Source organism: Microbacterium sp. NPDC077391 (assembly GCF_040686955.1).
GTDB classification, from domain to species: domain Bacteria; phylum Actinomycetota; class Actinomycetes; order Actinomycetales; family Microbacteriaceae; genus Microbacterium; species Microbacterium commune.
Genome location: NZ_JBFBMI010000002.1, coordinates 79,965 through 98,785 on the forward strand (window position 1 = coordinate 79,965; position 18,821 = coordinate 98,785).

Genomic DNA, 18,821 nt, shown 5'->3' on the forward strand with positions numbered 1-18,821 from the left:
CGTCAGGGGCAGCGCGTCACGGACAGTGCATCAGCGGCTTCGGGCCGGTGCGGTCGATGCTGTGCTGGTTCATGGGCGCACCGCACAGCGGGCACGCGCGCTCGGCGCGCTCCGCCGCGCTCGGCGGCAGCGTCGGCTCGTACGGCCCGACCGACGCGGGCCCGGCGATGCGGATCAGATTCGAGTTGAACCAGGCGTACAGACCGCCCGCCTCTCGGATGCGGGTGCGCAGCGGAACACGGGCGGGGTTCTCGGACATACCTTTAGTGTACGTAATATCTGTGCACATAGAATCAGACGCATGATGACTGACGACGAGCTGCTGCGACTCGAGAACCAGCTCTGCTTCGCCATGGTCACCGCAGCTCGGAACGTCGTCGCCGTCTATCGGCCGATCCTCGAGCCGCTGGGTCTGACGCACCCCCAGTACCTCGTGATGCTCGCGCTGTGGGAGCATTCGCCGCGCTCGCTCACCGACCTGTCCGCCGAACTCGCTCTCGAGCCCGCCAGCGCCTCGCCGCTGGTGAAGCGGCTCGAGAAGGACGGTCTGGTGCAGCGCGCGCGGAGCACGGCCGACGAGCGCCGTCTCGACATCACCCTCACCGACGCCGGTCGCGCGCTTCGAGACAGGGCGGTCGATGTGCCGCGTGCCGTCATGGCGGCCGTCGGCACCGGCATCGACGAGGTCGCCTCGCTCCGGGACGCGCTGAAGCCGTTCGCCGGACGGGCCCCGCGTTCGCCCTCGGCTGACGCGGAGCCCGGTGTCGGTGGCCGCTCCTACACTTGAACGGTGCCCATCGTTCCTGTCGCCTCCTCCGCAAAACTCAGTGTCCGCGGTGCCCGCGTCCACAATCTGAAGAACGTCGACATCGACATCCCCCGTGACTCGCTGGTCGTCTTCACCGGGCTCTCCGGGTCGGGCAAGTCCAGCCTCGCGTTCGACACGATCTTCGCCGAGGGGCAGCGACGCTACGTCGAATCGCTCAGCGCCTATGCGCGCCAGTTCCTAGGCCAGGTGGACCGCCCCGATGTCGACTTCATCGAGGGGCTGAGCCCCGCGGTCTCGATCGATCAGAAGTCGACCAACCGCAACCCGCGATCCACGGTGGGCACCATCACCGAGATCCACGACTACATGCGCCTGCTGTGGGCGCGCATCGGCATCCCGCACTGTCCGGAATGCGGCGAGCGGATCCAGCGCCAGACGGTGCAGCAGATCGCCGACCAGCTCGTCGAGCTGCCCGAGCGCACGCGCTACCAGATCGTCGCACCGGTGGTGACGCAGAAGAAGGGCGAGTTCGTCGACCTCTTCAAGGAGCTCGGCGCGAAGGGCTATTCACGTGCGATCGTCGACGGCGAGCTGATCCAGCTGGCCGAGCCGCCGACGCTGAAGAAGAGCTACAAGCACGACATCGCCGTCGTGGTCGACCGGCTCGTGGCGTCGGACGACATCCTCGGGCGGGTCACCGACTCGGTCGAGACCGCGCTGGGACTGGCCGGCGGGATCATGCAGGTCAACTTCGTCGACGAAGAGGGTGACGCCGCGTGGCAGTCCTTCTCCGAGAAGCTCGCCTGCCCGAACGGTCACCCGATCGCGCTCACCGAGATCGAGCCCCGCACGTTCTCGTTCAACGCGCCGTTCGGTGCGTGCCCCGCGTGCGCGGGTCTGGGGACGCGGATGTCGGTCGACGTCGACCTCATGCTCGGCGACGAGGACCTGTCGATCCGCGAAGGCGTCATCCTGCCCTGGACGACCCAGGGCAAGGGCCTGTTCCAGTACTACGAGCGCCTGCTCGAAGGATTGGCGCGCGATCTCGACTTCTCCCTCGACACACCATGGAACAAGCTGCATTCCGACGTGCGCGAGGCTGTGCTGCGCGGCGACAACTACAAGGTCAGCGTAAAATGGAAGAACCGCTACGGGCGCGAGATGCGCTACACATCGGGCTTCGAGGGTGTCGTGCCGTACATCGAACGGCAGTACCTGCAGGCCGAGTCCGACACGCAGCGTGGTCGCTGGGGCGAGTACCTGCGCGAGGTGCCGTGCCCGGTGTGCGACGGCGCCCGTCTCAAGCCGGAGGTCCTGGCGGTCAAGGTGCACGGCCATTCGATCGCCGAGGTGTCGAATCTCAGCCTGGCCGACGCCAGCACCTTCATGCACGAGCTCGAGCTCACCGATCGCGAGGCGAAGATCGCCGCCCAGGTGCTGCGTGAGATCCGCCTGCGCCTGGAGTTCCTGCTGCAGGTCGGCCTGTCGTACCTCAACCTCGGTCGCTCGGCGGGCTCCCTCTCCGGAGGAGAAGCGCAGCGCATCCGGCTCGCGACCCAGATCGGCTCCGGTCTCACCGGTGTGCTCTACGTGCTGGACGAGCCCTCGATCGGCCTGCACCAGCGCGACAACCGCCGGCTCATCGAGACACTGGTCCGGCTGCGTGACCTCGGCAACACCCTGATCGTCGTCGAGCACGACGAGGAGACCATCGAGGCTGCCGACTGGGTCGTCGACATCGGGCCCGGCGCCGGCGTCGGCGGGGGTGAGGTCGTGCACTCCGGCCCCTACTCCGCGCTGCTGGCCGAGACCGGGTCGATGACCGGCGACTACCTCGCCGGTCGCCGCGAGATCGCGGTGCCCGACACGCGTCGCAAGATCGACCGGAAGCGGATGCTGAGCGTCGTCGGCGCCAAGGCGAACAACCTCAAGAACGTGACCGCCGACTTCCCGCTGGGGGTGCTCACCGCGGTCACCGGTGTGAGCGGCTCGGGCAAGTCCTCGCTGGTCAACGACATCCTGTACCAGGTGCTCGCCGGCCGGCTCAACGGCGCGCGCACGGTGCCGGGCAAGCACACCAGGGTCACCGGCCTGGACAACCTCGACAAGGTCGTGCACGTCGATCAGGCGCCGATCGGGCGCACGCCCCGATCGAACCCGGCGACCTACACGGGCGTCTTCGACCGCATCCGCACGCTCTTCAGCGAGACGCCCGAGGCGAAGGTCCGCGGCTACCAGCCCGGGCGGTTCAGCTTCAACGTCAAGGGCGGGCGCTGCGACGCCTGCTCGGGCGACGGCACGATCAAGATCGAGATGAACTTCCTGCCGGACGTGTACGTCGACTGCGAGGTCTGCCACGGCAAGCGGTACAACCGCGACACCCTCACGGTGCATTACAAGGGCAAGAACATCGCCGAGGTGCTCGAGATGCCGATCGCCGAGGCGGCGGAGTTCTTCGAGCCGATCCAGGCGATCCACCGGTACATGAAGACGCTCGTCGACGTCGGCCTCGGCTACGTGCGGCTGGGCCAGGCGGCGACGACGCTCTCGGGTGGCGAGGCGCAGCGCGTCAAGCTCGCCACCGAGCTGCAGCGCCGCAGCAACGGGCGGAGCATCTACGTGCTCGATGAGCCGACCACCGGTCTGCACTTCGAAGACGTGCGCAAACTCCTCGAGGTGCTGAACGGACTCGTCGACAAGGGCAACACCGTCATCGTCATCGAGCACAACCTCGACGTCATCAAGTCGGCCGACTGGGTGATCGATCTCGGCCCCGAGGGCGGATCGGGTGGTGGGCAGATCCTCGCCGCCGGCACGCCCGAGCAGATCGCCGGGGTGGCGGAGAGTCACACCGGCGCGTTCCTCGCCGAGGTCCTCGGGCAGGAGCGCGGCTCGCGCAAGGCCGGCTGATGGCGGACGTCCTCCCGTACAAGCCGCGCGCGGGGGAGATCCCCACCGACCCCGGCGTCTATCGCTTCCGCGACGCCGACGGCAGGGTGCTGTACGTCGGCAAGGCGAAGAACCTGCGCCAGCGCCTGTCGAACTACTTCGCGCCGCTGCGCACCCTGCACGAGCGCACCCGGCGAATGGTCACGACCGCGGCATCCGTCGAGTGGACCGTCGTCGCGACCGACGTCGACTCGCTGCAGCTCGAGTACATGTGGATCAAGGAGTTCGATCCGCCGTTCAACGTGCGCTACCGGGACGACAAGTCCTACCCGTTCATGGCGATCACCCTCGCAGACGAGGCTCCGCGTGTCATGGTGACGCGCAACCGGCGCATCCCCGGTGCGCGGTACTTCGGACCGTACCCCAAGGTCTGGGCGGTGCACGAGACCATCGACCTGATGGTGCGGGCCTTCCCGATCCGCACGTGCAGCGACTCCAGCTACCGGCGCGCCATGCAGACCGGACGACCGTGCTTCCCCGGCCAGATCGGGAAGTGCGGCGGACCCTGCTCGATGAAGGTCACCATCGACGAGCATCGCGCAATGGTCGACGACTTCGTGGCCTTCATGGCGGGCGGTGACGAGCGCTTCACGCGCGATCTCACGAAGCGCATGCAGGCGGCGTCCGCTGCGATGGACTACGAGGCGGCGGCGCGGTTCCGCGACAAGCTCACCGCGATCGACGCCGTGCTGGGCAAGAGTGCCCTCGTGCTGCCGTCCGACGAGGACGCCGACCTGTTCGGCGTCGCCGAGGACGAGCTGTCGGCGGCCGTGCACCACTTCGTCATCCGCGGCGGTCGAGTACGCGGTGTGCGCTCGCTCGCCGTCGACAAGGAGCTCGACATCAGCCGCGGGGAGCTGGTCGACCAGATCCTGCAGCGCGTCTACGGCGACTCGTCCGACATCCCCCGCCGTGTGCTGGTGCCCACCCTGCCCGACGACGCCGCCGAGCTGGAGGAGTGGCTGCGCCAGCGCCGTGGGCGTCGCGTCGAGATCGCCGTCGCCCAGCGCGGGCAGCGCGCCGATCTCATGCGCACCGCCACGCTCAACGCCCAGCAGACACTGCTGCGCCACAAGACGCGGCGGACCAGCGACTACGTCGCCCGCACGCAGGCGCTCACCGACCTGCAGGAGGCGCTCGGCATGGACGAGGCCCCGCTGCGCATCGAGTGCTTCGACATCTCGCACCTCGGCGGCACGAACGTCGTCGCCTCGATGGTGGTCTTCGAAGACGGACTGCCGCGCAAAGATCAGTACCGCTCGTTCAACATCGCCGAGACGACGGACGACACCGACTCGATGTACCAGGTGCTCATGCGCCGGCTCGCGCGGGTGGATTCCGGGCCGGAGCGGGCCGACGAGGATGAGGGCGAGGGCGAGGGGAAGCGGCGACCGCGCTTCGCCTACCGCCCGCAGCTGCTGGTCGTGGACGGAGGTCAGCCCCAGGTGCAGGCGGCCGCGAGGGCGCTGCGCGACAGCGGGCGCACCGAGATCGCGCTGTGCGGCATCGCCAAGCGGCTCGAGGAGATCTGGATTCCCGACGACGACTTCCCGGTCATCCTCCCGCGCACCAGCGAGGCGCTGTACCTGGTGCAGCGCCTGCGCGACGAGGCGCATCGCTTCGCGATCACTCACCAGCGCAAGCGCCGCCGTCGTGACATCCAGACGGTGCTCCGCGAGATCCCCGGCCTCGGCGACGCCCGCATCAAGGCGCTGCTCACCCACTTCGGATCGGTCACGGCACTGCGCGCATCGAGTCCCGAGCAGATCGGCGAGGTGGCGGGCATCGGACCGGTCCTCGCCTCGACCATCCACGCGCATCTCGCTGGCGGACAGGCACCCGCGACTCGGTAGGCTGGTAGCAGCGAAGGGAGCAACGCATGGCGGCCGCAGAAGAGGGCGAGTTCCTCATCGTCACCGGGATGTCGGGAGCAGGTCGCACCACCGCGGCGAACGCACTCGAGGACCTCGGCTGGTACGTGGTCGACAATCTGCCTCCGCAGATCCTGCGGCCCCTTCTCGAGCTCACCGACATGGGAGCCGGGAACCTTCCGAAGATCGCCGCGGTCGTGGATGTCCGCGGACGCGGCCTGTTCGACGAGCTGCCGGACGTGTACCGCGTCCTGCGCTCCCGCGGCGGGGTGAAGGTGCTCTACCTCGATGCGTCCGACGACGTGCTCGTGCGCCGTTTCGAGTCCGTGCGCCGCCCCCATCCGCTGCAGGGGGACGGCACCCTTCTCGACGGCATCCGCACCGAGCGATCGCGTCTGGCCACCATCCGCGAATCGGCTGACCTGCTCATCGACACGTCGTCGCTGAACATCCATCAGCTCGCGATGCAGGTCTCGGAGATGTTCTCGGAGGAGGGTGCGGCGCGTCATCGCCTCACCATCCTCAGCTTCGGGTTCAAGTACGGGCTCCCGACCGACGTCGACCTCGTCGCCGACATGCGCTTCCTGCCGAACCCGTTCTGGAATGAGGAGCTGCGCGACTTCACCGGACGCGATGCGCCGGTGCGCGACTACGTACTGGGTCTGCCGGGCTCGGAGCAGTTCCTCGACGCCTACGCCGCGGCGCTGCGTCCAGTGCTGGAGGGGTACCAGCGCGAGAACAAGAGCCACTCGACGGTCGCCATCGGCTGCACCGGCGGGAAGCACCGCTCGGTGGCCATGAGCGAGGAGCTGGCTCGGCGCCTCGCGGATGTGCCGGGTGTCGCCATCAACGTGCGCCATCGTGACCTCGGTCGGGAGTGACCCCCGACCCGAGGCAGCCCGCCCAGCGGGCATCCGACCACGGGCGTCGACCGCCGCCGGCACGCGATCGGGTCGGTGCGCGGGCCCCGGGCCTTGTAGGCTAGTCCCTTGCGTCGCGATCCGACGCCTGGATCGTGAGGAGTCCCGTGGCACTAACCACCGACGTCAAGGCCGAGCTCGTCAGCGTGCGGAACGCGCCCCCGGCGGTGCGCGTCGCCGAGGTGACGACCATCCTGCGTTTCGCCGGCGGTCTGCACTCGATCGCCGGTCGTGTCGCGGTCGAGGCCGAGGTGGATGCCGAGCTGCTGGCCCGTCGTGTCAGCCGCGATCTCGCCGAGATCTACGGCGTGCGTCCGGAGATCGCACAGGTCAAGGCCAGCGTCGCGACCTCCGGTGGCGCCCCGAGCGGTGCCCGCTGGGCGGTCCGGGTCATCGCCGCGGGGGAGACCCTGGCGCGCCAGACCGGTCTGCTCGACGCGCGACGTCGCCCGGTGCGCGGCCTGCCCAACCGCCTCACCACCGGCTCACCGGAGGAGCTCGCGGGGATCTGGCGCGGTGCGTTCCTGGCATCCGGATCCCTCAGCGAACCCGGTCGGTCAGCCATGCTGGAGATCTCGTGCCCGTCCGGTGAAGCCGCGATGGCGCTCGTCGGGGCCGCCCACCGTCTGGGCGTCGCGGCGAAGGCCCGTGAGGTGCGCGGCCTGCCCCGCGTGGTCGTGCGCGAGGGCGAGGCGATCCGTGCCATCCTCACCGCCATGGGCGCCCGCCGCACGGCGATCGCCTGGGAGGAGATGCGTCAGCGTCGCGAGGTGCGCGCCGGCGTGAACCGCCTGGTCAACTTCGATGACGCGAACCTGCGTCGGTCGGCGCAGGCCGCTGTGGCCGCGTGCGCTCGTGTGGAGCGCGCGCTGGAGATCCTGGGCGACGACGTGCCCGAGCACCTGCGCACCGCCGGAAGCCTCCGGCTCGCGCACCGCGACGCGAGCCTCGACGAGCTCGGACACCACGCCGACCCGCCGCTCACCAAGGACGCCGTCGCGGGGCGCATCCGCCGGCTGCTCGCCATGGCGGACAAGCGCGCCCAGCAGGAGGGCATCCCGGGCACCGAGGCCGCAGTGCCCGCCGGTCTCGACGGCTGAGGCCGACCGGAGGGCGCGCCGGATCCGGCATTCGGAACATCCGGCCGCCGGTGGCGTTGTCGTCAGTAGGATGAAAAACGTCTGCTCTGCGAGGCACTTCGGCGTCGCAGAGGATCGGCAAGCGCCGTGGCGCGGCGCGGATTGGATGAAATCGACATGGCGACCTACACGCTCCCCGACCTTCCCTACGACTTCGCGGCACTGGAACCGCACATCAGCGGCAAGATCATGGAACTGCACCATGACAAGCACCACGCCGCCTATGTCACCGGTGCGAACGCCGCGCTGGACGGCCTGGCCGAGGCCCGCGAGAGCGGCAACCTCGCCAACGTGAACAAGCTCGAGAAGGACCTCGCGTTCAACCTCGGCGGTCACGTCAACCACTCCATCTTCTGGACCAACCTCTCGCCCGAGGGCGGCGGACAGCCGGAAGGTGAGCTCAAGGCGGCGATCGACGAGTTCTTCGGCTCGTTCGAGAAGTTCCAGGCGCACTTCGCCGCCGCCGCGGCGGGCATCCAGGGCTCGGGCTGGGCGGTGCTCAGCTGGGACCCGATCGGCGCTCGCCTGATCATCCAGCAGCTCTTCGACCAGCAGGGCAACACCGCGCAGGGCACCATCCCGCTGTTCCAGCTCGACATGTGGGAGCACGCCTTCTACCTCGACTACCTCAACGTGAAGGCCGACTACATCAAGGCGGCGTGGAACATCGCCAACTGGGAGAACGTCTCGTCACGCTTCGAGATCGCGCGCGAGAAGACCTCCGGTCTGCTGGTACTGTCGTAAAAGACCGGCGTCCTAATGGGCGTCTGGCCCATTAGGACGCCGTTGTCCGCGCATTCCGCAAGAAATACGCATTTCCCCGAGTAAGAACCAGGAGACTTTCGTGTCTGTCAAGATCGGTATCAACGGCTTCGGTCGTATCGGACGTAACTTCCTTCGTGCGGCGCTCGCACAGAACGCTGACATCGAGATCGTCGCGGTCAACGACCTCACCGACAACGCCGCACTGGCGCACCTCCTCAAGTACGACTCGGTCGGCGGTCCGCTCGGCGTCGAGGTCTCGCACCAGGGCGACGTGATCACCGTCGGCGGCAAGGACATCAAGGTGTTCGAGGAGCGGGACCCGGCAGCGCTGCCGTGGGGCGAGCTCGGGGTCGACATCGTGATCGAGTCCACCGGCCGGTTCACCAAGGCCGCCGACGCCTCGAAGCACATCGCCGGCGGCGCCAAGAAGGTCATCATCTCGGCGCCCGGCACCGACGTCGACGGCACCTTCGTGATGGGCGTGAACGAGGACACCTACGACTCCGCCACGATGAACGTCATCTCCAACGCCTCGTGCACCACCAACTGCCTCGCGCCGCTCGCCAAGGTGTTCAACGACAAGTTCGGCATCGAGCGCGGGTTCATGATGACCGCGCACGCGTACACCGCAGACCAGAACCTGCAGGACGGCCCGCACAGCGACCTGCGCCGTGCCCGCGGTGCAGCGATCAACATCGTGCCGGCGTCGACGGGTGCCGCCAAGGCCATCGGCCTCGTGCTCCCCGAGCTCAACGGCAAGCTCAGCGGCTCGTCGTACCGCGTTCCGGTTCCCACCGGCTCGATCGTCGACCTCACCATCATCGCCGAGCGCGACGGCCTGACCGTCGACGAGATCAACGCCGCATACCGTGAGGCCGCAGCCGACGGTCGTCTGCAGGGCATCCTGGAGTACACCGAGGACCCGATCGTCTCGAGCGACATCCAGCTGAACCCGCACTCGTCGATCTTCGACGCGGAGCTGACCAACGTCAGCGGCAACCTCGTCAAGGTGTCCAGCTGGTACGACAACGAGTGGGGCTACTCCAACCGCCTCGTCGACCTCACCGAGTACGTCGCCGAGCGTCTCTGAACCATGGCGCTGCGCACTCTCGAGTCACTGGGGTCGCTGTCGGGCAGGCGGGTCATCGTCCGCTGCGATCTGAACGTCCCGCTGAAGGACGGCGTGATCGCCGATGACGGTCGCGTCAGGGCGTCACTGCCCACGCTCGAGGCCCTCACCGATGCCGGCGCGCGCGTGATCGTGTGCTCCCACCTGGGGCGCCCCGACGGCGCTCCCGATCCCCAGTACAGCCTCGAGCCGGTCGCGCAGCGACTGTCCGAGCTGCTCGACGCGCCGGTCGCCTTCGCGACGGACACGGTGGGCGACTCCGCGCGGGACACCGTCGCAGGCCTCGAGGACGGCGCGATCGCCGTCCTCGAGAACCTGCGGTTCAACCCCGGCGAGACTTCAAAGGACGACGCCACCCGCGCGGCGTTCGCCGGGCAGCTCGCCGAGCTGGGCGACGCCCTCGTCTCGGACGGGTTCGGCGTCGTGCACCGCAAGCAGGCCAGCGTCTACGACCTGGCCGAGCTGCTGCCGTCCGCGGCGGGCCTGCTGATCGCCGCCGAGCTGGACGTGCTCGACCGGCTCACCGAGAACCCCGAGCGCCCGTACACCGTGGTGCTCGGCGGATCGAAGGTGAGCGACAAGCTCGGCGTGATCTCGCACCTGCTGCCGCGTGTCGACCGTCTGCTCGTCGGAGGCGGGATGCTCTTCACCTTCCTCGCCGCGGAGGGCCACGCCGTGGCCTCGAGCCTGCTCGAGAAGGACCAGCTCGAGACCGTGCGCGGCTACATCTCCGAGGCGAAGGAGCGCGGCGTCGAACTCGTGCTGCCGACCGACGTCGTGGTGGCGTCCGGATTCGCCGCCGACGCCGACCACGAGACGGTTCCGGCGGATGCCATCGAGCAGAGCTCGTTCGGGGCATCCGGAATCGGCCTCGACATCGGACCCGACACGGCCGCGGCGTTCGCCGATGCCGTGCGATCGTCCGCGACCGTCTTCTGGAACGGGCCGATGGGCGTGTTCGAATTCCCGGCCTTCGCCGCGGGCACCAAGGCCGTCGCGCAGGCCCTCACCGAGGTCGACGGCCTGGGCGTCGTGGGCGGCGGCGACTCCGCCGCGGCCGTGCGCCAGCTCGGATTCTCGGACGACCAGTTCGGTCACATCTCGACGGGCGGAGGCGCCAGCCTCGAGTTCCTCGAGGGCAAGAAGCTACCGGGCCTCACGGTCCTCGGATGGGAGTGAACCCTGTGACAAGCGCGCAGAACCGCCGCACACCGCTCATCGCGGGCAACTGGAAGATGAACCTCGATCACCTCCAGGCCGTCGCGACCGTGCAGAAGCTGCACTGGACGCTGAAGGACGCCGGGCACGAGGGCGACTCCGTCGAGGTGGCTGTCTTCCCGCCGTTCACCGACATCCGCAGCGTGCAGACCCTCATCGACGCCGACAAGATCCCGTTCGCGCTCGGTGCGCAGGACCTCTCGGCGCACGACTCCGGGGCCTACACCGGAGAGGTGTCGGGCGCATTCCTGTCCAAGCTCAACGTCGGCTACGTGATCATCGGTCACTCCGAGCGTCGCGAGTACCACCGGGAGGACGACGCGGTCGTCAACGCGAAGGTGAAGGCCGCGCTGAAGCACGGTCTCGTCCCGGTGATCTGCGTCGGCGAGACCGCCGAGGATCTCGAGAAGTTCGGTGCCAGCGCGGTGCCGGCCGGCCAGCTGGAGAAGGCGCTCGAGGGTGTGCCGGCGTCGGCCGACATCGTCGTGGCGTACGAGCCGGTCTGGGCCATCGGCTCGGGCCAGGCGGCGACTCCGGCTCAGGCGCAGGACGTCTGCGCCGCCCTGCGCGGCGTGCTCGCGAAGGTGCTCGACGAGGATGCCGCCGCGCGCACCCGCGTGCTGTACGGCGGATCGGTCAAATCGGGCAACATCGCCAGCTTCATGCGCGAGCCGGATGTGGACGGTGCGCTGGTGGGTGGCGCGAGCCTCGTCGTCGACGAGTTCGCGGCGATCGTTCGCTTCCAGAAGCACGTCGGCGTGTGAGTCGGGACGGGGCGCGCGAGCGCCTCGTCCTATAATTGACCGCTAGACGGGCATTCCGGCCCCGGCGAAAGGCTTTCCTCGTGCAGGTTCTCGAGTTCGTTCTGCAGGTGCTCACTGGCGTGACCAGTGTGCTGCTGACGCTCCTCATTCTTCTTCACAAGGGCCGCGGTGGCGGCCTGTCCGACATGTTCGGCGGGGGGATGTCGGCCGCTGTCGGCTCATCCGGTCTCGCCGAGCGCAACCTCAACCGATTCACGATCGTGCTCGCCCTGATCTGGTTCATCTCGATCGTCGCGCTCGGTCTCATCGCGAAGTTCCAGGTGATCTGATGGCTACCGGAGGAAACGCGATCCGCGGCACACGTGTCGGCTCGGGTCCCATGGGCGAGCAGGACCACGGCTACCACGCCGACCGCATCGCCGTGTCCTACTGGGACGGACTCGGCAACGAGACCGTCCGCTATTTCGCGGCGGGGCTCCCCGACGACGAGATCCCCGAGACCATCGACCACCCGCAGAGCGGGCTGCCCGCGGGTCGCGACCGGCAGAACCCGCCGATGCTCGCCAAGCCCGAGCCGTACAAGACGCACCTCGCGTACGTGAAGGAGCGCCGCACCGACGAAGAGGCCGAGCAGCTTCTCGAGGACGCGCTCACGCAGCTGCGCGAGCGCCGCGGCGGCAACTGAGAACCACACGAGGAACCCCCGGAGTCTGCGACTCCGGGGGTTCTTCGCGTCTCGGGCTCTATGCGGGCCGGCGATCGAGTCGGATGCCGGGAACGCCCCGGCATGCGAGAAGGCCCCCACCTCGCGGTGGGGGCCTTCGTCAGGAGAGGGGATGACGGGAATCGAACCCGCGTCATTAGTTTGGAAGACTAAGGCTTTACCATTAAGCTACATCCCCGGAATTCCGGCGGTGTCTCGCCCTCATGGCGCCCCGCCGAGCGGAGCACCTCGTAAAGCATAGCGGACGGAGCGACGTGTTCTGTCCGTTAGACTCGTCAGGGCCGTTCCCGTGTGCGCGGGTTCAAGCCGGGGCGTAGCTCAGCTTGGTAGAGCGCCCGCTTTGGGAGCGGGAGGTCGCAGGTTCAAATCCTGTCGCCCCGACCACAGCCCGAAGACTTCACGACCGCGTCGTCAACGCGGAAACCACAAGGAGACACACCAGCATGGCCAACAGCACCGTCGAGAAGCTGTCCCCGACCCGGGTCAAGCTCACCATCACGGTCACCCCTGAGGACCTCAAGCCGAGCATCGCGCACGCCTACGAGCACATCGCTCAGGACGTGCAGATCCCCGGTTTCCGCAAGGGCAAGGTCCCCGCTCCGATCATCGACCAGCGTGTCGGCCGCGGCGCCGTCATCGAGCACGCCGTGAACGAGGCCCTCGACGGCTTCTTCCGCGAGGCGGCCGCCGAGCACAACGTCCGCGTGGTCGGACGTCCCGCCGCCGACATCACGCAGTGGCCGAACGAGAAGGACTTCTCGGGTGACCTGCTCGTCGACATCGAGGTCGACGTGCGCCCCGAGATCGAGCTTCCCGAGCTCTCGGACATCACGCTGACCGTCGACGCCGTCGAGGCCGACGAGGCGGCGATCGACGCCGAGCTCGACAGCCTGCGCGCGCGCTTCGGCACCCTGATCCCCGTCGACCGCCCGGCGGCCACGGGCGACTTCGTCGAGCTCGACCTCGTCGCCACCATCGACGGCACCGAGATCGACCGCGCCGAAGGCGTGTCGTACGAGATCGGCTCCGGCGAGCTGCTCGAGGGCATCGACGAGGCGCTCGACTCGCTCACCGCGGGCGAGGAGACGACCTTCCGCTCGACTCTCGTGGGCGGCGACCACGCCGGCGAGCAGGCCGAGGTGTCGGTCACGCTCAAGGCTGTCAAGGAGCGCGAGCTGCCCGAGGCCGACGACGACTTCGCTCAGATGGCGTCGGAGTTCGACACCGTCGCCGAGCTGCGCGACAGCCTCGCCGAGCGCGTCGCACAGCAGGGCGTCTTCACCCAGGGGGCCGCCGCTCGCGACCAGCTCATCGAGACGCTGCTCGAGCAGGTCGAGATCCCCGTTCCGGCCCAGCTCATCGAGGACGAGGTGCACGCGCACCTCGAGAACGAGAACCGCCTCGAGGACGACGAGCACCGTGCCGAGGTGGCCGAGGCCAGCGAGAAGCAGTTCCGCACGCAGGTGCTGCTCGACACGATCGCCGAGAACGCGAACGTGCAGGTCTCGCAGGAGGAGCTCAGCCAGTACCTCATCCAGTCGGCCGCGCAGTACGGCATGGCTCCGCAGGAGTTCGTCGAGGCGCTGCAGGGCGCCGGTCAGCTGCCCGCGCTCGTCGGCGAGGTCGCCCGCAACAAGGCACTGGCCGCGACCCTCGGCAAGGTGAACATCGTCGACAGCAACGGCAAGAAGGTCGACCTGTCCGAGTTCATCGGCGACGCCGAGGACGAGGACGACGCTGAGACCGAGGAGGCTGGCGCCGCCGACGAGAAGCCTGCCGCCGACGAGAAGCCGGTCAAGAAGGCTCCCGCGAAGAAGAAGGCTCCCGCGAAGAAGGACGCCGCCGACGAGGCGGACGCTGACAAGCCCGCCGCCAAAAAGCCGGCTGCGAAGAAGGCTCCGGCCAAGAAGGCCGCCGCGAAGGACGAGGCCGAGAAGGCCGAGTGATCCTCGCATGATCGAACGAGGGGCGGATGCTGCGGCATCCGCCCCTCGTCGTATCAGGAGAGGCGACGGGGCGTTGGCCGCGGACGGGCGGCGGGGGATGGATGCCGCCCCGCCACGCTGATATGCCGACGGCGAACACGGCCGGGCACGCGCGCCGCCGCCGGTAGATTCGAATCACCGACACACGGAAGCAGGAGCTGACATGGCTGAACCCCTGATGGCGACGAGCGTCTTCGACAGACTGCTCAAGGACCGCATCATCTGGCTGGGCTCTGAGGTGCGCGACGAGAACGCGAACGAGATCTGCGCGAAGATCCTCCTTCTCGCCGCCGAGGACTCGGAGAAGGACATCTACCTCTACATCAACTCTCCCGGCGGGTCGATCACCGCGGGCATGGCGATCTACGACACCATGCAGTTCGTGCCGAACGACATCGTCACCGTCGGCATCGGCATGGCCGCGTCGATGGGCCAGCTGCTGCTCACCAGCGGCACGAAGGGCAAGCGCTACATCACCCCGAACGCGCGTGTGCTGCTGCACCAGCCGCACGGCGGCTTCGGCGGCACGGCGAGCGACATCCAGACGCAGGCTCAGCTGATCCTGTCGATGAAGCGTCGACTTGCGGAGATCACCGCCGGTCAGACCGGAAAGACGGTGGAGCAGATCAACGCCGACGGCGACCGCGACCGCTGGTTCACCGCAGACGAGGCCCTCGAGTACGGCTTCGTCGACCACATCCGCGAGCACGCCAGCGACGTCACCGGCGGCGGCGGCACCGGCGCAGACCAGTAAGGAAGGAACACACACATGCACACCCCCACCTTCCGCGCTGCCGGAAACCTGCCCTCCAGCCGTTACGTGCTCCCGCAGTTCGAGGAGCGCACCGCCTACGGCTTCAAGCGCCAGGACCCGTACAACAAGCTCTTCGAGGACCGCGTGATCTTCCTCGGCGTGCAGGTCGACGACGCGTCGGCTGATGACGTGATGGCCCAGCTGCTGGTTCTCGAGAGCCAGGATGCCGAGCGCGACATCACCATGTACATCAACTCGCCCGGTGGCTCGTTCACCGCGATGACGGCGATCTACGACACCATGCAGTACGTCGCGCCGCACATCCAGACCGTGGTGCTCGGACAGGCCGCCTCGGCGGCATCCGTCCTGCTCGCGGCCGGCGCCCCCGGCAAGCGGCTCGCGCTGCCGAACGCCCGCGTGCTCATGCACCAGCCCGCGATGGGCGAGGCGGGCCACGGCCAGGCATCCGACATCGAGATCCAGGCCGCCGAGATCCTGCGCATGCGCACCTGGCTCGAGGAGACCATGTCGCGGCACACCGGCAAGGCGGTCGAGCAGGTCAACCGCGACATCGATCGCGACAAGATCCTGTCGGCGAACGAGGCCCTCGAGTACGGCATCGTCGACCAGGTGCTCACCTCGCGCAAGCGCAGCTGACCCGTCGTCACGACGAACGGCCCGGGCATTCGTCCGGGCCGTTCTTGCGTGCTCGGGCGCTCGTCGCCGCGAGTACGCTGGAGTTCCCACCATTCCGACCTGGAGGCCCTCGTGTCCGCACCCCTCGCCCGGCACATCGACCACACGCTGCTCAAGCCCGAGGCTACGAGCGCCGACATCGCCGCGGCGATCGCCGAGGCCGCCGACCTCGGTACCTACAGTGTGTGCCTTTCGCCGTCCGCGCTGCCCGTCGACCTGCCGGGCGAGCTGAAGCTCGCGGTCGTCATCGGGTTCCCCAGTGGCAAGCACCACTCGTCGATCAAGGCCGCCGAGGCGGCTCTGGCCGTGGCCGAGGGTGCGGACGAGCTCGACATGGTCATCGACATCGGCGCGGCGATCGAAGGACGCTACGCCGACGTCGAGGCCGACATCCGCGCCGTGCGCGACGCGGCTCCCCGCCCCGTCGTGCTGAAGGTCATCATCGAGTCCGCCGCGCTGAGCGACGAGGCCATCGTGGCCGTGTGCCGGGCCGCCGAGGAGGCGGGCGCCGACTTCGTGAAGACGTCCACGGGCTTCCACCCGTCCGGCGGTGCCAGCGTGCACGCCGTGTCGCTGATGAAGCAGACCGTCGGAGACCGGCTCGAGGTCAAGGCATCCGGAGGCATCCGCACGGCCGCCGATGCCCAGCAGATGATCGAGGCGGGCGCGACGCGCCTCGGCCTGTCGTCGTCGCGCGCGATCCTCGAGGGAGCCGAGGCTGCGGCGGGGTACTGACTCTCACGTGACCGACTCCAATGCCGCCCTCTGTCGGTGCCTGCGGTTAGGCTCGATTGACGGCATCAGGACCCTGCCTGGCCGAATGCTCGAGGAGGACGCGCATGGCACGCATCGGTGAAAGCGCTGATCTGTTCAAATGCTCTTTCTGTGGGAAGAGTCAGAAGCAGGTCCAGCAGCTCATCGCCGGCCCCGGTGTGTACATCTGCGACGAGTGCGTCGAGCTGTGCAACGAGATCATCGAAGAGCGCATGGCCGAGGCCGGCAGCGGCCCGGTCGCCGACTTCGAGCTGCCGAAGCCTCGTGAGATCTTCTCGTTCCTCGAGGAGTACGTGGTCGGTCAGGATGCCGCGAAGCGCTCGCTCGCTGTAGCGGTCTACAACCACTACAAGCGCGTCCGCGCCCGCGGCACCATCCAGTCCGCCGAGCAGAAGGCGGAAGAGGTCGAGGTCGCCAAGAGCAACATCCTCATGCTCGGTCCGACCGGCTGCGGCAAGACCTATCTCGCCCAGACGCTCGCCAAGCGGCTGAACGTGCCCTTCGCCGTGGCCGATGCGACGGCGCTGACCGAGGCCGGCTACGTGGGCGAGGATGTCGAGAACATCCTGCTCAAGCTGCTGCAGGCGGCCGACTACGACACCAAGCGCGCCGAGACCGGCATCATCTACATCGACGAGATCGACAAGATCGCCCGCAAGGCCGAGAACCCCTCCATCACCAGGGACGTGTCGGGTGAGGGCGTGCAGCAGGCGCTGCTGAAGATCCTCGAGGGCACCGTCGCGTCGGTGCCGCCGCAGGGTGGGCGCAAGCACCCGCACCAGGAGTTCCTGCAGATCGACACGACGAACGTGCTGTTCATCGTCGCGGGAGCGTTCGCCGGGCTGGAGGAGATCATCTCGGCCCGCGTGGGCAAGCACGGCGTCGGGTTCGGCGCTCCGCTGCACGACAAGGGCAAGGACCTCGATCTGTTCAGCGAGGTGCTGCCGGAGGATCTGCACAAGTTCGGGCTCATCCCCGAGTTCATCGGGCGCCTGCCCGTCGTGACCTCGGTGTCGCCGCTCGACCAGGACGCCCTGATCGACATCCTCACCGGTCCCCGCAATGCGCTCGTGAAGCAGTATCAGCGGATGTTCGAGATCGACGGCGTGCAGCTCGAGTTCGAGGAGGACGCGCTGCGTTCCATCGCCGACCTCGCGGTGCTGCGCAAGACCGGCGCCCGCGGCCTTCGTGCGATCCTCGAGGACGTGCTCGGGCCGATCATGTTCGAGATCCCGTCGGCAGAGGACGTGTCGAAGGTCGTGGTCACCAAGGCCGCGGTCGACGAGGGCGCGCCGCCCACGGTCGTTCTCTCGCGCAAGCGCAAGAGCGCCTGATTCGCCGGGCGACCGCGCAGCGCGAGCGGTTCACCCCTGCCATCCGCTCGCGTGGCTCACGCGCGGATGGCAGAGCGGGACGGGGCGCCGCACGCCCGAGTTGACCGGATGAGCGCGTTCACCCGCTGAGGCGACTCATCACGCGCTCGAGTCCGTCGACGACCAGCCGCACACTGCGGCGGCGCAGTGTCTCGGGGCGCGCCAGCACGTCGATGAGGCGGTGCGTGCTCACGCCCAGCAGCGGGATGCGCACGATCTCACGATCGTCGACGCTGCGCGAGGTGTATCGGGGCAGCATGCCCACGGCGTCGCCCGCCGCGATGGTCGCCGCGACGGTGGCGTAGTCGTTGACACGGTGCTGCACGCGCGGTGCGATGTTCGCGACGGCCGCGATCGCGCGCAGCACGTCATCGGGGGAGTAGCCGATCCGACTGGTCACCCAGCGCTCTCCGGCGACGTCGGCGGGAGTCACGGCGCGGCGCGCGGCGAGCGGGTGCGACGCGGCGACCGCGACGTCGAGCGGCTCGCGGACAAGGGTGAGGCTGCGCACACCCTGCGACGGCCAGGGCTCGGAGTGCTCCATCCGGTGCGCGAGCACGAGGTCGTAGCGGGCGGTGAGCGCGGGGAACTCACTCTGCGCGACGTCCTCATCGGTCAGCTGCACGGTCGGTGAATCGTCGCTCCCGGCGAGGTCGCGCAGCAGGGCACCGAACAGTGCCTGCCCCGCGCTGTGGAAGCCGCTCACGGTGACCACTCCGGCGGAATCCTGCTCGAACGCGTCCAGCGCGCCGCGGGCGGCGGCCATCGCGTCCAGCGCCTCCGCCCCGGCCTCGGCGAGCACCCGCCCGGCGGCGGTGAGCGCGAGGGTGCGACCGTGTCGCCGGGTGAGCGGGGTGCGCACGCCGCGCTGCAGGGCGGCGAGCTGCTGGGAGACGGCCGACGGCGTCACGTGCAGCGCATCGGCGACGGCCGTCACGCTGCCGAGGGCGCCGAGTTCTCGCAGGATCTGCAGCTGGTGAAGCTCCACCCC

Annotated in this window: 17 protein-coding genes, 2 tRNA genes and 1 pseudogene; 17 read left to right on the forward strand and 3 right to left on the reverse strand. The window is 68.6% G+C overall.

Going from position 1 to position 18,821, the window contains the following annotated elements:
* Positions 1 to 16: 16 nt before the first annotated feature.
* The gene (locus AB0O65_RS05675; protein ID WP_071643076.1) at positions 17 to 259 is read right to left on the reverse strand and encodes a hypothetical protein; all 243 of its coding nucleotides are present in this window, start codon (positions 257 to 259) and stop codon (positions 17 to 19) included.
* 42 nt (positions 260 to 301) lie between these two features.
* Here AB0O65_RS05675 and AB0O65_RS05680 point away from each other — a divergent pair, with 42 nt between their 5' ends.
* From AB0O65_RS05680 to AB0O65_RS05730, 11 genes are all read left to right on the forward strand, one after another.
* On the forward strand, positions 302 to 787 hold the full coding sequence (locus AB0O65_RS05680; protein ID WP_071643078.1) for a MarR family transcriptional regulator: 486 nt from the start codon (positions 302 to 304) through the stop codon (positions 785 to 787).
* A gap of 3 nt (positions 788 to 790) precedes the next feature.
* Positions 791 to 3,679 carry an excinuclease ABC subunit UvrA gene (gene uvrA, locus AB0O65_RS05685; protein ID WP_071643080.1) on the forward strand — a complete coding sequence of 963 codons (2,889 nt, stop codon included), beginning with the start codon at positions 791 to 793 and terminating at the stop codon, positions 3,677 to 3,679.
* Positions 3,679 to 5,571, forward strand: coding sequence for an excinuclease ABC subunit UvrC (gene uvrC / locus AB0O65_RS05690; protein WP_071643082.1), 1,893 nt, complete (start codon positions 3,679 to 3,681; stop codon positions 5,569 to 5,571). Before uvrA ends, uvrC begins: the two co-directional genes overlap by 1 nt.
* Before the next feature lie 26 nt (positions 5,572 to 5,597).
* Positions 5,598 to 6,470 (forward strand): RNase adapter RapZ, encoded by an 873-nt coding sequence (gene rapZ / locus AB0O65_RS05695; RefSeq protein ID WP_071643084.1) that lies wholly within the window; start codon positions 5,598 to 5,600, stop codon positions 6,468 to 6,470.
* 146 nt (positions 6,471 to 6,616) lie between these two features.
* Positions 6,617 to 7,609 (forward strand): DNA-binding protein WhiA, encoded by a 993-nt coding sequence (gene whiA / locus AB0O65_RS05700; RefSeq protein WP_191713284.1) that lies wholly within the window; start codon positions 6,617 to 6,619, stop codon positions 7,607 to 7,609.
* Positions 7,610 to 7,765: 156 nt separating this feature from the next.
* Positions 7,766 to 8,392, forward strand: coding sequence for a superoxide dismutase (locus tag AB0O65_RS05705; protein WP_071643088.1), 627 nt, complete (start codon positions 7,766 to 7,768; stop codon positions 8,390 to 8,392).
* Between the two features lie 100 nt (positions 8,393 to 8,492).
* On the forward strand, positions 8,493 to 9,503 hold the full coding sequence (gap, locus tag AB0O65_RS05710) for a type I glyceraldehyde-3-phosphate dehydrogenase (RefSeq protein ID WP_071643090.1): 1,011 nt from the start codon (positions 8,493 to 8,495) through the stop codon (positions 9,501 to 9,503).
* Between the two features lie 3 nt (positions 9,504 to 9,506).
* Positions 9,507 to 10,721 carry a phosphoglycerate kinase gene (locus AB0O65_RS05715; RefSeq protein ID WP_071643092.1) on the forward strand — a complete coding sequence of 405 codons (1,215 nt, stop codon included), beginning with the start codon at positions 9,507 to 9,509 and terminating at the stop codon, positions 10,719 to 10,721.
* A complete protein-coding gene (gene tpiA, locus AB0O65_RS05720) occupies positions 10,712 to 11,524 on the forward strand; it encodes a triose-phosphate isomerase (protein ID WP_071643094.1) in 813 nt (270 codons plus the stop codon). The genes AB0O65_RS05715 and tpiA overlap by 10 nt, the downstream gene beginning before the upstream one ends.
* A gap of 80 nt (positions 11,525 to 11,604) precedes the next feature.
* A complete protein-coding gene (secG, locus tag AB0O65_RS05725) occupies positions 11,605 to 11,853 on the forward strand; it encodes a preprotein translocase subunit SecG (RefSeq protein WP_363383602.1) in 249 nt (82 codons plus the stop codon).
* On the forward strand, positions 11,853 to 12,209 hold the full coding sequence (locus AB0O65_RS05730) for an RNA polymerase-binding protein RbpA (RefSeq protein WP_071643098.1): 357 nt from the start codon (positions 11,853 to 11,855) through the stop codon (positions 12,207 to 12,209). Before secG ends, AB0O65_RS05730 begins: the two co-directional genes overlap by 1 nt.
* A 146-nt stretch (positions 12,210 to 12,355) precedes the next feature.
* Here AB0O65_RS05730 and AB0O65_RS05735 read toward each other — a convergent pair.
* Positions 12,356 to 12,426, reverse strand: a tRNA-Gly gene (locus tag AB0O65_RS05735).
* A 129-nt stretch (positions 12,427 to 12,555) separates the two neighbouring features.
* Between AB0O65_RS05735 and AB0O65_RS05740 the strand changes: the two genes are divergently transcribed.
* The 6 genes and pseudogenes from AB0O65_RS05740 (at position 12,556) to clpX (ending at position 17,791) form a co-directional block, all read left to right on the forward strand.
* A tRNA-Pro gene (locus AB0O65_RS05740) sits at positions 12,556 to 12,632 on the forward strand.
* A 59-nt stretch (positions 12,633 to 12,691) separates the two neighbouring features.
* Positions 12,692 to 14,194 carry a trigger factor gene (gene tig / locus AB0O65_RS05745; protein WP_313478279.1) on the forward strand — a complete coding sequence of 501 codons (1,503 nt, stop codon included), beginning with the start codon at positions 12,692 to 12,694 and terminating at the stop codon, positions 14,192 to 14,194.
* A 196-nt stretch (positions 14,195 to 14,390) separates the two neighbouring features.
* Positions 14,391 to 14,987: pseudogene (locus AB0O65_RS05750) on the forward strand (ATP-dependent Clp protease proteolytic subunit); the annotation flags it as partial.
* A 15-nt stretch (positions 14,988 to 15,002) separates the two neighbouring features.
* Entirely contained in the window at positions 15,003 to 15,644 is a 642-nt protein-coding gene (locus tag AB0O65_RS05755; protein ID WP_071643104.1) for an ATP-dependent Clp protease proteolytic subunit, read from the forward strand.
* Between the two features lie 111 nt (positions 15,645 to 15,755).
* Positions 15,756 to 16,418 carry a deoxyribose-phosphate aldolase gene (deoC, locus tag AB0O65_RS05760; RefSeq protein WP_256221069.1) on the forward strand — a complete coding sequence of 221 codons (663 nt, stop codon included), beginning with the start codon at positions 15,756 to 15,758 and terminating at the stop codon, positions 16,416 to 16,418.
* Positions 16,419 to 16,522: 104 nt separating this feature from the next.
* The gene (clpX, locus tag AB0O65_RS05765; RefSeq protein WP_071643106.1) at positions 16,523 to 17,791 is read left to right on the forward strand and encodes an ATP-dependent Clp protease ATP-binding subunit ClpX; all 1,269 of its coding nucleotides are present in this window, start codon (positions 16,523 to 16,525) and stop codon (positions 17,789 to 17,791) included.
* A gap of 118 nt (positions 17,792 to 17,909) precedes the next feature.
* Here clpX and AB0O65_RS05770 read toward each other — a convergent pair whose 3' ends face one another.
* Positions 17,910 to 18,818 carry a LysR family transcriptional regulator gene (locus AB0O65_RS05770; protein WP_071643108.1) on the reverse strand — a complete coding sequence of 303 codons (909 nt, stop codon included), beginning with the start codon at positions 18,816 to 18,818 and terminating at the stop codon, positions 17,910 to 17,912.
* Positions 18,819 to 18,821: the final 3 nt, after the last annotated feature.

Excerpts from the sequence above, each read along its gene's own strand:
- AB0O65_RS05675 (WP_071643076.1), bottom strand. The coding sequence starts at position 259 with ATGTCCGAGAACCCCGCCCGTGTTCCGCTGCGCACCCGCATCCGAGAG.
- AB0O65_RS05680 (WP_071643078.1), top strand. The coding sequence starts at position 302 with ATGATGACTGACGACGAGCTGCTGCGACTCGAGAACCAGCTCTGCTTC.
- uvrC (WP_071643082.1), top strand. The coding sequence starts at position 3,679 with ATGGCGGACGTCCTCCCGTACAAGCCGCGCGCGGGGGAGATCCCCACC.
- rapZ (WP_071643084.1), top strand. The coding sequence starts at position 5,598 with ATGGCGGCCGCAGAAGAGGGCGAGTTCCTCATCGTCACCGGGATGTCG.
- AB0O65_RS05705 (WP_071643088.1), top strand. The coding sequence starts at position 7,766 with ATGGCGACCTACACGCTCCCCGACCTTCCCTACGACTTCGCGGCACTG.
- AB0O65_RS05715 (WP_071643092.1), top strand. The coding sequence starts at position 9,507 with ATGGCGCTGCGCACTCTCGAGTCACTGGGGTCGCTGTCGGGCAGGCGG.
- tpiA (WP_071643094.1), top strand. The coding sequence starts at position 10,712 with ATGGGAGTGAACCCTGTGACAAGCGCGCAGAACCGCCGCACACCGCTC.
- AB0O65_RS05730 (WP_071643098.1), top strand. The coding sequence starts at position 11,853 with ATGGCTACCGGAGGAAACGCGATCCGCGGCACACGTGTCGGCTCGGGT.
- tig (WP_313478279.1), top strand. The coding sequence starts at position 12,692 with ATGGCCAACAGCACCGTCGAGAAGCTGTCCCCGACCCGGGTCAAGCTC.
- AB0O65_RS05755 (WP_071643104.1), top strand. The coding sequence starts at position 15,003 with ATGCACACCCCCACCTTCCGCGCTGCCGGAAACCTGCCCTCCAGCCGT.
- clpX (WP_071643106.1), top strand. The coding sequence starts at position 16,523 with ATGGCACGCATCGGTGAAAGCGCTGATCTGTTCAAATGCTCTTTCTGT.